The following is an 8,546-nucleotide window of genomic DNA, read 5'->3' as shown; positions in this document are numbered from 1 at the left end:
AATATTTTTATGTTTCTTAAGTTTCGATTCAGCGACCTTCCCGACGAGTCGGGACATTCTAACCAGCTGAACTACCACTCCAATATTTTTACTCTTCTAAAGTTGCGATTCAGCGACCTTCCCGACTAGTCGGGACAATCTAACCAGATGAACTACCACTCGGGTTTTTCATTGGTTTTTATCTTTCGTTTGGACTGAAACGCAATTGATAAAATGTATGTTCCAATATCAAAACAAAAAAAACCTTGGAAAACCAAGGCTTTTTAGCGGAATGGACGGGACTCGAACCCGCGACCTCCTGCGTGACAGGCAGGCATTCTAACCAGCTGAACTACCACTCCGTTTGTTTGTTTCTTTATTACTCCTCGTTTGAAGTGATACAAAGGTAGAAGAATGTTTGTTTTTTTACAATAGAAGGACAAAAAAAAAGAGTCCATTTGCTTTATCGCTTTCATATTCAAGGAGATTAATTTTAAATTTTATTTTTCAATATAGATTCGTGGCATGAAATGGCTAAAAGAAGGCTATAATTCACTTGCTTTATAAAGATCATTTATTGATTTCGAGTTCTCTTTCAGTAGGGGTGCTTAATATTTCCCAGATTAACTGATTTTTTGTAAATTCAAACGCTATGTGAACTTGATACAACACTTGGCATCAAAGCATTCATCAATTAGGGAAATTAAATAGACGCATTTTGGAAGAATCAGCATTGCATCAGGAATTACCTTTTTTTAAAAATCTTCAAGAATACCTTAGGGAGTTTGTTTACGGAGGCATAGATGGTGCCGTCACCACCTTTGCGGTAGTGGCAGGAGCAGTAGGGGCAAGTCTGGATCCTATGGTAATCATAATTTTGGGATTTGCCAATTTATTTGCGGATGGCCTGTCCATGTCTATTGGGGCCTACCTTTCCTCCAAGTCAGAAAAGGAAAATTATCAGAAACATAAAAATATTGAATATTGGGAGGTAGACAATCTTCCAATGAAAGAACGTGAAGAGATTGTCACCATATATAAAGAAAAAGGTTTTGAAGGAGAGCTTTTGCAAAAGGTGGTAGATGTCATTGTTTCAGATAGAGACCGATGGGTAAATGAGATGATGAAGGATGAACTCAATATGATTGAAGAAGTGAAGAGTCCTTTTAAAATTGGTCTTGCTACGCTAATTTCTTTTGTAGTTATCGGTTTTATTCCTCTTACAGTATATGTGTGGGATTTCTTTTATGAAGCTAATTTTGATGTGTTTTTATGGACTTGTATGCTCACCGGAGTGGCATTTGTTTTTGTCGGGACTTTGAAAAGTTGGGTCAACCAAACGGGAATTTGGCAAAGTGTATTAGAGACACTTTCTCTTGGTTTTATAGCCGCAATGGTAGCGTATTTTGTGGGGGATATTTTAGAAGCATTGCTTCTAAAATAAAAAAAGAAGCCTTTGGTTACAAAGGCTTCTTAGGCGGGTTTATTTTAACCGACTACAGCTATATTTTTGGCGCAATGCCTTACTGAGTAAGTAATTAAATTGTTATGATTTTTTAAACTTAAGAAAAACAAATGGAAGCGCAAACATACTATTAGCATATCTTTTCATTAAGTTAAAAAAAATCAATTATTTTATTAAATAAGATTTTACCAAATAATATTTCATTAAATTTTTTTCAAAAACCATTATTAAGTGTTTTTAATACACTTATAAAGGTTGATTTTGCAGAAAATCTCAGGATAAAAATAACTTTTTATTGTATTTTATCTTCTCCTTGTTTCTTTTGTTAGCGATTGATTTAATCAGAAACAGATTTGGGAAACAGCTCAATTTTCTTTAAAAATGCTTCCGTTTCCATTATGGTTTGATCGTAAATTTCTCTGTTTTTGAAATTGAAAAAACCATGAGGCTGTCCTTCGTATAGTATTAATTCACAATAACTTCCTAATTTTTCCATGGCTGTTTTATAATACTTAGCAGTAGCCACAGGAATTAATTGATCTTTTGTTCCCAATAAAAAAAGTGTTGGGGGAACACCTTTGTTTAGGTTATGAAGGGGAGACACTTCTTTGTATCTGTCAGCAAGTCGGTCATAGCCATATCCGGCAGGACCATTGTCTATTACCGGATTATAAAGAAGCAAGGCAATAGGCTTGGAACTGATCTTCCTATCTTCAAGACCTTCAAAACCCTGAATTGTGGCTGTTGCTGCAGCTAGATGACCACCTGCAGAACCTCCAGAGGCAATTACTTTAGCACTATCCAAGCCAAGCCTCTCCGCATTCTTTTTGACATATTTCATGGCTGCTTTTGCATCTTCAATCGCATCAAATGGACTGGTCTTTTGGCGGGAGGAAACCCTGTAGTCGACCAGAATAGTAACAAAGCCTTTTTGAGAGAAGTGGAGTGCATGCGGGCGAAATTGATCCCAGCTGCCGGAAACCCATCCGCCACCAAAGAAGAAAACGATGGCAGGCTTGTCTTTCTTTTGCTCGTCTGAGAGGTAGATGTCCATTTTTAAGGTGTCATTGCCCACTATTTTATAAGTTTCCTCTACATGGCTTTGGCCACTGCTTGAGTAGGGACTCAATAGTATAGCCGTGAAAATAAAAATGAATAGGAGAGATTGGGTTTTATATTTCATGTGGTTACGGTTTAATATTGCGATCTAATTTACATAAAGAATTAAAAGCATGGTAGGCTTTGGCTTTTAAAGGGCCAATAAAAAGGTGAAACCCTAATCAAAAAATCTTGTGAAAGTATCAATGTCCATCAATCATTGACCCAAACTGGTCAATCTTTAGCTCGGGATTTTCGCTTCCCTAAAGTAAGGGGGCGACTTTGCTTTAGACGTGGAACAAATACAAGCTAAAAATCAATTTTAAATTTTAGAATGATAGGATCCTCCTCATCAGATAATTTTTCAATACTTTTCAAGAGCATGTCTTCGTATTTTCCAAAATAGCCTAAATCCAGGGCCCTTTGCCAATCCGTTTGTTGCATTACCTGATAAAAATAACCACCCGCTGAATAACTGTTGTTTCTAACGTTTAACAATGCTTTTGTAATTTTAAGCTCTCCAGTACTTCGGGAAATAAACACATCATAAAAAGGAAATGTTGAAAGGTTTCCCTTGTCAAAAAGTGGGTTTTTTTCGATACCATAAGCCATCAATTTTAGGCAGCCTTCACTGAAATCGATTAGTCCTGTATTGAACGCGTAGTCTTGAGAGAGCAGAATTTTTTCTACAAATGCTTCCCCTTCCAATTCAAAATCATCTGGAATTATGCTTTTATTATCAAAATTCAGGGTGATAAAAGGCTTGACGGCAGCTTCTTGATAGCTGTATATGGTATCTGAAAGTCCAATATTTAACAGTTTCCCATCCTTCATGTTTGCAATCATTCCAGGGTTTAATTCACCACTGTATGGGAGAGATAAAATGGATAGCGTTTTTGAGTCTTTTGATTCTGGATCCACTACATGGAATATCTTTTCGCGCTCCTTGTTCGGAGGTTCAGAAGAAATCAACCAGCTTTCTGGTGAAATTAGAGACTCAGTAGGAACAAAATTATATTCCCCCAACTTAATTTCCTTTTTAAAATCAAACTCAGGTAAGCCGTATTTCAATATGGATCCCCTTCCTGTACTTACGTAAAGTTCATTGTTTTCGACAATCAAACCGTGTAATGCAGGATATTCCCCTGGGCCTTCTCCCTTCTTGTTCCAGCTCCGAAGGTGATTGCCTGCTAAATCGAATGAATGAATGGAAAGATCCTTAAAGCATCTGCTGGCATAATAAATCTTATCATTGACGACCAAATCTGAAACATTACAAGATAGGTTTATCAAGGTGTCTTTTGGGGCCACCAACGGGATAAATTCAATTTCAGATACAATGTTTTCAAACGGAAGGAGAGAAGTATTGTCAATTAAAAAAGAAGGGGTTTTGTCAGTTTCCCCTTCTTTCTCTTTTGTCTGGCATTGTACCAGAATTATTCCAAGTATACCTATGATTACACCGTAATACCTGATTTTGCACATTTGCTATTTATTTCGGCCCTGCTTTAGTAATGTTATCATCAACCTGATCTTCAAATTGTTTGAAGTTTTCTTTAAAGAGATTGACCAATTTGCTTTTTACCTCACGAAATTTCGCCTGGTCTTTCCAGGTGTTTTCGGGGATTAGTATTTCACTTGGCACTTCGGGACAGGTTGTCGGAATTTGAAGTTCAAAATCTGCTTCTTTTGCAAATTCTACCTTGTTAAAATCCCCATTGTGTATGGCATCCAAAATGGCACGGGTGTATTTTAATTTAATTCGGGAGCCCACGCCATAAGAACCACCACTCCACCCAGTATTGATTAACCAAGCGTTTACTTCATGTTTTTTTATTTTCTCTGCCAGTAAGTTAGCGTATTTATTTGGGTGCCACATCATAAATGCAGCACCAAAACAAGCACTAAAAGTGGCTTCTGGATCTTTTACACCCATTTCTGTTCCGGCTACCTTGGCTGTATATCCAGAAATAAAATGGTAACTGGCCTGTTCCGGACTTAATTTACTCACAGGAGGCAATACTCCAAAGGCATCACAAGTCAGAAAGATAATGTTTTTGGGATGTCCTGCTGTACAAGGAATTTTAGTGTTTTCTATGAAGTCTATTGGGTAAGCAGCTCGGGTATTTTGCGTTATTGAAGTGTCAGTGTAATCAACCTTTCTAGTTAAAGGGTCATAAACCACATTTTCCAACACGGTGCCATAACGAATAGCACCAAATATATCTGGCTCGGCTTCCTCACTTAAATCAATTGCTTTGGCATAACATCCACCTTCAATATTGAACACACCATTGTCATGCCAGCAGTGTTCGTCGTCACCTATTAGTCTTCTTGTAGGATCCGCACTCAAGGTGGTCTTGCCAGTGCCAGAAAGTCCAAACAGTAAAGAGACATCGTCATTTTCACCTACATTGGAAGAGCAATGCATGGACAATACATCTTGATCAGGCATTAAGTAATTCATGATCGAAAAGATGGCTTTCTTCATTTCTCCTGCATACTCAGTACCGAGGATCACGACTTCCTTATTCTCCAGGCTAATTCCAACACTGGTTTTTGAGGTCATGTTGGTCGTAAAGTGATTGGCAGGAAATTCTCCGGCATTAAAAATAATATAATCTGGTTCTCCGAAGTTTTTCAACTCTTCAGGGCTTGGTAGGATGAGCATATTTTGCATAAATAGTGCATGGTAGGCACGGGTGCATATGATTCTTACTTTTATCCTGAACTTCGGATCCCATCCTGCATATGCATCGACCACATAAAGATGTTCTCTCGTATTAAAATAATCAATGGCACGCTCTCTATTTACCATAAAGGTGTGCTCATTCATTTCATAATTAACAGATCCCCAGTCGATGTCTTTCTCAGATTCAGGGTGTCGTACTATTCTCTTGTCCTTGGGGCTTCTTCCTGTCTTTTTGCCCGAGAAAACCATTAAGGCTCCGGTACTTGAGATGGCAGACCCTTTTTCCAACTTTAAGGCTGCTTCATACAATAATGCTGTTTCGCCGTTTCTTAAGATATCGGTTACTCCAATTTCGTATTGCTTTAAATCAAAATCCATATTCCTACATTTCTATTTAAGTTCCCTATTGCTATTCCATAAAATTACCAAGAACTTGGTGCTTAGGCTATGACCAAAGTCATGAAAAAACATAAAAACCTAAGGGTTTTGGGATTACGCTCCGGAAGAAGCAAATAAAAACAGCCTGGAGAAACAATGTGTTTCTCCAGGCTGTTTTCTAGGGATTTAATGATTTTAATTGGAATGCTCTCCAGAGGAATAATCAGCTTACCAATTTAAAAGGATTTGTAAAATTAACCAGCACTAAAATGAGCCAATTATGGAATCCATTTGATGTGTTTAAAATTAGGTTTACGTTTTTGTAGAAAAGCATCTCTACCTTCCTTAGCTTCTTCCGTCATATAAGTAAGCCTTGTTGCTTCACCTGCAAATACCTGCTGGCCTACCATGCCATCATCTGTTAGATTAAAGGCAAATTTGAGCATTCGGATAGAAGTAGGTGATTTTTCCAATATTTCTTGTGCCCAATCATAAGCAGTATTTTCCAGTTCATCATGAGGCACCACAGCATTCACCATTCCCATTTCAAACGCTTCCTGAGCAGAATAATTTCGACCTAAAAAGAATATCTCTCTGGCCTTTTTTTGCCCTACCATTTTGGCAAGATAAGCAGAGCCATAGCCACCATCAAAACTAGTTACATCAGCATCAGTTTGTTTAAATATGGCATGTTCTTTACTCGCTAGTGTAAGGTCACAAATGACATGAAGACTATGTCCACCGCCTACTGCCCAGCCCGGGACAACAGCTATGACTACCTTGGGCATAAAACGAATGAGTCTCTGTACCTCAAGTATGTTTAATCTGTGCATTCCATCTTCACCCACGTAGCCTTGATGTCCTCTGGCTTTTTGGTCTCCACCACTGCAGAAGGAATAAACACCATCTTTTGAAGACGGTCCTTCTGCGGACAATAAAATCACGCCAATATTTACATCTTCACGAGCATCTAAAAATGCATCATAAAGGTCACTTGTGGTTTGTGGACGAAAGGCATTTCTAATATCCGGTCTGTTGAATGCAATTCTGGCTACACCATCACATTTTTTATAGGTGATGTCTTTGTATTCTTTTGCTGTTTTCCAATTGATCATTTCCAGGTTAATTTTTATTGCAAGTTAACAGGCTAATTTAATTTTGTGAAATTAAGCCTGCGGATTATGGATGCCAGGGGATAATTTATTTATTTTGTATAGCAAAATAACTATGATAACATTCGGAACCACAACTTTCACGCTTAATCAAATACAAAAAGGAGATGAAAAACAGCTTTCTCAATTTTATAGGGAAGCTTTTGTTTTTTGTTGGGAGTGGTTGAATGGAAAAGAAGCTTTTACCCTCCAAACATCCGGCTCTACAGGTCCACCCAAAAATGTATCGGTTTCCAGAAAGCAGCTTGTTGAAAGTGCCAAGGCTACCAAGTTGTTTTTCGGTTTTAAAGAGGGGTGTAAAATGCTTTGTTGTCTTGATACAAGTAAGGTAGCAGGTAAAATGATGCTTGTGAGAGCCATGGAATGGAAAGGAGATCTGAGGGTGATCCCACCTGAATCGAATCCATTTAAGGCTCTCATTAATGAATATTTTGATTTCGTCGCCTTGGTTCCTTTGCAAGTTGAAAAGACCATGGCATCCTCCAATGGGATAAAAGCGCTAGAACAAATACAAAACATCATTATCGGAGGCGCAGCACTTTCTCCGCGGTTGAGGGAGAAGGTTAATAATTTACCTGGCAGGGTTTTTCAAACTTATGGCATGACAGAGACTGTTTCCCACATTGCCTTGGCAGACCTTAAAGATAGTGGAGCATTGCTATATAAGGCTTTACCAGGAGTAGCAATAAAAGTAGACAAACAGAACAGGCTGTTGATTCATGCGCCGATGGGAGGCAATACTTGGCTGCAGACCAATGATGTGGTAAGTTTACAAAGTGAAGAAACTTTTTTATGGAAAGGTAGGGCTGACAATGTTGTCAATTCAGGGGGGGTAAAACTACATCCTGAGGAAATAGCAATAGAAATTGAGGGATTGATGGGGCAATATTTTCCTGGAAGGTTGTTTTTCTGACTGGAACAGATGATGAAAGCCTGGGGCAATCACTCACATTGGTTATACAAGCAAATGAAACGGCTGATAAAGCAAGTCTGCTTCTGGAGGAGGGGAGGACGATACTTCAAAGGTTTCACTGCCCCAAACAAATCTTGTTTATTCCTAAATTTTCTTTAACCTCCTCTGGAAAGATAGATCAATTACGTACTTTAGCAAAATGTTGAATTATTTTTCTTTTATCCTGTTCACTGCATATATCGCTATGTCAAATTTAGGGGATGATTCGGAGCTAACTATCCTTGTAAACCTTGACGAGGATGCAAAGGGTGTAGTACAGATGTTGATTTTTGATAGAGAGGATGGGTTTCCTGAAGTTCACGAGAATGCAGTTTCGAAAAATACAGCAAAAGTAGAAAACGGAAAGGCTATTTTTAATTTTGAAAATTTACCTCAAGGAACCTACGCTGTTGCTGCTTTTCATGATGGAGATGCAGATGGTAAAAATGAGAAAAACACTTCTTGGTATTCCTAAAGATGCTTATGGCTTCTCCAACGATGCTCGGAGTAAATTTTCGGCCCCGTCTTTTGAAAGTGCGGCTTTTGAATTGTCTACAGGGAAAAACACAATTAACTTTAGTTTGAAATTATAATGCTAAAAAATCTTCAAATATTGGTTTCGGTTATTGGCCTGATAGCTGCAATAGTATATATTCTTTATTTTTTCAGGGTCATTTACCATCCTTATATACCTACAATATCAGGTGGGATTGTGATATTCTCTTATCTTTTTGGGGTTTATGCCAAGAAAAAACAAGAGTAGCCTGAATTATTAGGGAATGCTAATTGAAAAGGGAAAGCATAAAAAAA

General features: G+C 38.0%; 8 protein-coding genes and 1 tRNA gene. 4 read left to right on the top strand and 5 right to left on the bottom strand.

Translation table 11 applies throughout. The features are described 5' to 3' along the window. Nucleotides 1-267 precede the first annotated feature (267 nt). Nucleotides 268-341, bottom strand: a tRNA-Asp gene (locus ADICYQ_RS05190). A gap of 356 nt (nucleotides 342-697) precedes the next feature. On the opposite strand from ADICYQ_RS05190, the gene ADICYQ_RS05185 reads away from it, so the two are divergent. Then, entirely contained in the window at nucleotides 698-1,423 is a 726-nt protein-coding gene (locus ADICYQ_RS05185) for a VIT1/CCC1 transporter family protein (protein WP_020894141.1), read from the top strand. A gap of 358 nt (nucleotides 1,424-1,781) precedes the next feature. Here ADICYQ_RS05185 and ADICYQ_RS05180 read toward each other — a convergent pair whose 3' ends face one another. The 4 genes from ADICYQ_RS05180 to ADICYQ_RS05165 all read right to left on the bottom strand — a co-directional run bounded on the left by ADICYQ_RS05180 (nucleotide 1,782) and on the right by ADICYQ_RS05165 (nucleotide 6,727). Then, the gene (locus ADICYQ_RS05180; RefSeq protein WP_040414661.1) at nucleotides 1,782-2,627 is read right to left on the bottom strand and encodes an alpha/beta hydrolase; all 846 of its coding nucleotides are present in this window, start codon (nucleotides 2,625-2,627) and stop codon (nucleotides 1,782-1,784) included. A 224-nt stretch (nucleotides 2,628-2,851) separates the two neighbouring features. Next, nucleotides 2,852-4,027 carry a DUF4934 domain-containing protein gene (locus tag ADICYQ_RS05175; RefSeq protein WP_020894139.1) on the bottom strand — a complete coding sequence of 392 codons (1,176 nt, stop codon included), beginning with the start codon at nucleotides 4,025-4,027 and terminating at the stop codon, nucleotides 2,852-2,854. 7 nt (nucleotides 4,028-4,034) lie between these two features. Next, nucleotides 4,035-5,612: a phosphoenolpyruvate carboxykinase (ATP) gene (gene pckA / locus ADICYQ_RS05170; protein ID WP_020894138.1), complete on the bottom strand. Its 1,578-nt coding sequence runs from the start codon at nucleotides 5,610-5,612 to the stop codon at nucleotides 4,035-4,037. 278 nt (nucleotides 5,613-5,890) lie between these two features. Next, nucleotides 5,891-6,727: a 1,4-dihydroxy-2-naphthoyl-CoA synthase gene (locus tag ADICYQ_RS05165; RefSeq protein WP_020894137.1), complete on the bottom strand. Its 837-nt coding sequence runs from the start codon at nucleotides 6,725-6,727 to the stop codon at nucleotides 5,891-5,893. A 112-nt stretch (nucleotides 6,728-6,839) separates the two neighbouring features. On the opposite strand from ADICYQ_RS05165, the gene ADICYQ_RS05160 reads away from it, so the two are divergent. From ADICYQ_RS05160 to ADICYQ_RS28250, 3 genes are all read left to right on the top strand, one after another. Next, nucleotides 6,840-7,697: an AMP-binding protein gene (locus tag ADICYQ_RS05160; RefSeq protein WP_161625577.1), complete on the top strand. Its 858-nt coding sequence runs from the start codon at nucleotides 6,840-6,842 to the stop codon at nucleotides 7,695-7,697. A 244-nt stretch (nucleotides 7,698-7,941) separates the two neighbouring features. Continuing rightward, nucleotides 7,942-8,211: a DUF2141 domain-containing protein gene (locus tag ADICYQ_RS27065; RefSeq protein ID WP_051160122.1), complete on the top strand. Its 270-nt coding sequence runs from the start codon at nucleotides 7,942-7,944 to the stop codon at nucleotides 8,209-8,211. After that, nucleotides 8,159-8,329, top strand: coding sequence for a DUF2141 domain-containing protein (locus ADICYQ_RS28250; RefSeq protein ID WP_081652293.1), 171 nt, complete (start codon nucleotides 8,159-8,161; stop codon nucleotides 8,327-8,329). The genes ADICYQ_RS27065 and ADICYQ_RS28250 overlap by 53 nt, the downstream gene beginning before the upstream one ends. Nucleotides 8,330-8,546 lie beyond the last annotated feature (217 nt).

It is taken from the genome of Cyclobacterium qasimii M12-11B (assembly GCF_000427295.1).
GTDB classification, from domain to species: Bacteria; Bacteroidota; Bacteroidia; order Cytophagales; family Cyclobacteriaceae; genus Cyclobacterium; species Cyclobacterium qasimii.
Note: the sequence above shows the minus strand (reverse complement) of the source record. Positions and strands in the feature narration are given on the sequence as shown.

Excerpts from the sequence above, each read along its gene's own strand:
- ADICYQ_RS05180 (WP_040414661.1), bottom strand. The coding sequence starts at position 2,627 with ATGAAATATAAAACCCAATCTCTCCTATTCATTTTTATTTTCACGGCT.
- ADICYQ_RS05175 (WP_020894139.1), bottom strand. The coding sequence starts at position 4,027 with ATGTGCAAAATCAGGTATTACGGTGTAATCATAGGTATACTTGGAATA.
- pckA (WP_020894138.1), bottom strand. The coding sequence starts at position 5,612 with ATGGATTTTGATTTAAAGCAATACGAAATTGGAGTAACCGATATCTTA.
- ADICYQ_RS05165 (WP_020894137.1), bottom strand. The coding sequence starts at position 6,727 with ATGATCAATTGGAAAACAGCAAAAGAATACAAAGACATCACCTATAAA.
- ADICYQ_RS05160 (WP_161625577.1), top strand. The coding sequence starts at position 6,840 with ATGATAACATTCGGAACCACAACTTTCACGCTTAATCAAATACAAAAA.
- ADICYQ_RS27065 (WP_051160122.1), top strand. The coding sequence starts at position 7,942 with ATGTCAAATTTAGGGGATGATTCGGAGCTAACTATCCTTGTAAACCTT.
- ADICYQ_RS28250 (WP_081652293.1), top strand. The coding sequence starts at position 8,159 with ATGATGGAGATGCAGATGGTAAAAATGAGAAAAACACTTCTTGGTATT.